Origin of the sequence: Paraburkholderia phosphatilytica (assembly GCF_003443895.1) — a bacterium.
Classification (GTDB): domain Bacteria; phylum Pseudomonadota; class Gammaproteobacteria; order Burkholderiales; family Burkholderiaceae; genus Paraburkholderia; species Paraburkholderia phosphatilytica.
Map to the genome: position 1 here is coordinate 1 of NZ_QQOA01000096.1, position 2364 is coordinate 2364.

Consider the following 2364-nt stretch of genomic DNA (forward strand, 5'->3'; position numbering starts at 1 on the left):
GACCTGTCGGACCCAGCTGCGCCACGACGTCGACGGGGTGGGCAGCACGATGGGTTCGTTCCGCTCAGCCTGTCCGTACGCCGTCTGCAGTTCGTCGAGCAGCACGCGCCAGGAAACACCATCTACCGCCAGGTGGTGGACCGCAACCAGAAGCCGCGTTTCACTTTCCGTCTCGAAGTAACCCGCGCGCAGCATCGGACCGCGTTCAATATCCAGGCTCGACTGGATCCGTTGCCCCGCTGCGTCAAGCTCCGCGAGCGACGACAGCTTCACCGGTCGCACCAGCCCCGTTTCGGGTTCGCCCGCTCGCGCGATCGTCTGGCTCCAGCCTTCAGGCGTCTTCACGAAACGCAGACGCAGTGCATCGTGGCGCGCACGCAGGGCCTGCAGCGCGGTTTCCAGCGCATCGACCCGCAGCCGCCCCGACACCTTCAGCAGCATCGACTGGTTCCAGTGCGACTCGCCCTGCGGATAGCGCCCGAAGAACAGGCGCTGGATCGGCGTCAGGCCAAACGCGTCCCCATCGTCTTCAACCTCCTGCGGCGCGGCTTCCAGCCGCTTCGCCTGCCGTGCCAGCTGCACGACCGTCGGATGGTCGAACACCTGACGCGGGGTCAGCTTCAACCCCGCCTCCCGCGCCCGCGCGATGATCTGCAGGCTCTGGATCGAGTCCCCGCCCGCTTCGAAGAAGTTCTCCGTCACCCCCAGATCGTCACGGCCCAGCACCGCGCACCAGATCGACAGCAGGAGCGCTTCCACTTCGTTCGAGGGCGCCTGGCGCCCGCCCTCCCGCGCCTGCGGCGCAGGCAGCGCCGCCCGGTCCAGTTTGCCGTTCGGCATCCACGGCAGACGCTCCAGCACCGTCAGGCTTGACGGCACCATGTAGCCCGGCAGCCGTTCCGAGAGCGCTTCGCGCAGCGTCGCTTCATCGATCGCTTCGCCGGCCACATAGCCCGCCAGCCGCTGCTGCTCGCCCGCGCCCGTCAGGATCACCGCCGCCTCGCGCACCCCCGCGCATTGCCGCAGCACCGTTTCAATCTCCGCCAGCTCGATGCGCTGGCCGCGCAGCTTCACCTGCTGGTCCAGCCGGCCCAGGAACCCCACCGTGCCGTCTTCATGCATCCGGCACAGGTCGCCGCTCCGGTACATCCGCGCGCCCGGCCCGCCGTGCGGGTCCGGCACGAAGCGCTCCGCCGTCAGCCCCGCGCGGTGCAGGTAGCCACGCGCCACCGTCGGCCCGCCGATGCACAGCTCGCCCAGCCCGCCCACCGGCGCTTCATCGCCGTAAGCGTCGATCACGCGCGCCGTGCGGCCCGCATACGGCACGCCGATCGGCACCGTGACCTGGGCCGCGTCCTGCGGCTGCGTTTCGCGGTACAGCGCTGCGACCGTCGTTTCCGTCGGGCCGTACAGGTTGTCGAGGCGGATATCCGCCAGCGGTCCGTTCTGCCAGGATGCCAGCGCGTCACCGGGCAGCGCCTCACCGCCCACCGTCACCTGGCGCAGCGACAGCTGTCCGCGCGCCGGGGCGTGACGCTGCCATTGCTGCCACAGCGCGGTCGGAATGCGCGCGAACGTCACGCCTCGCGATACCAGACGCTCGCTCAGGCTCTGCAGGTCCCACGGCTCGGCCCCGCGCATCTCCACCGTCGCGCCACGCAAGAGCGCCGGCAGCGTCTCGTGCAGCGCCACGTCGAAGTTGATCGTCGACGAGTGCAGCACCGTATCGTCCACGGTGATCGCGTAGGTCGACAGGAAGTCCTGCAGGTGCGTCCACAGCGCACCGTGGCTCACCGCCACGCCCTTGGGACGGCCGGTGGAACCCGACGTGTAGAGCACATAGGCCAGCTGGTCCGGATGCACCTCGGGATGCACGTCAGCGGCTTCGAACGTGGGCCCTGATCCGGCGGCCGCGACATCGGCCACATCGATCACCTCGCAGCCCGTCAGCACCGCCTCGACCTGCCGAGCACTCACCGCATCGGCCACGACGCGGGTGATGCCCGCATCCCCGATCATCTGCCCGAGGCGGGCGGCCGGATACGCCGGGTCCAGCGGCACGAACGCCGCGCCCGACTTGATCACGCCCAGCAGCGCCGCCAGCAGCGCCGGGCTGCGCGCCACGCACAGCCCCACGCGCTGCTCCGCGCCCACGCCACGCATGCGCAGCGAGGCGGCCAGCGCACCCGACCACGCATCCAGCTCCGCGTAGGTCAGCGACGCGGCTTCGCAACGCAGCGCCAGTGCGTCAGGCGTGCGCCGGGCCTGCGCCGACAGCGCCTGCCCCAGCGACTCGAACGCATACCGCCGCGCCGGCGCCGCCTCGCGTCCCGTCGACAGCGTCAGCTCGCCCACCCGACGCGT

At 70.7% G+C, this 2364-nt stretch carries 1 protein-coding gene; it reads right to left on the bottom strand.

Annotation, left to right across the window (positions count from 1 at the left end; translation table 11 throughout):
- Positions 1-2364: non-ribosomal peptide synthetase (locus DVS29_RS36680; RefSeq protein ID WP_118186233.1), on the bottom strand; the 2364-nt coding region annotated here is incomplete at both ends.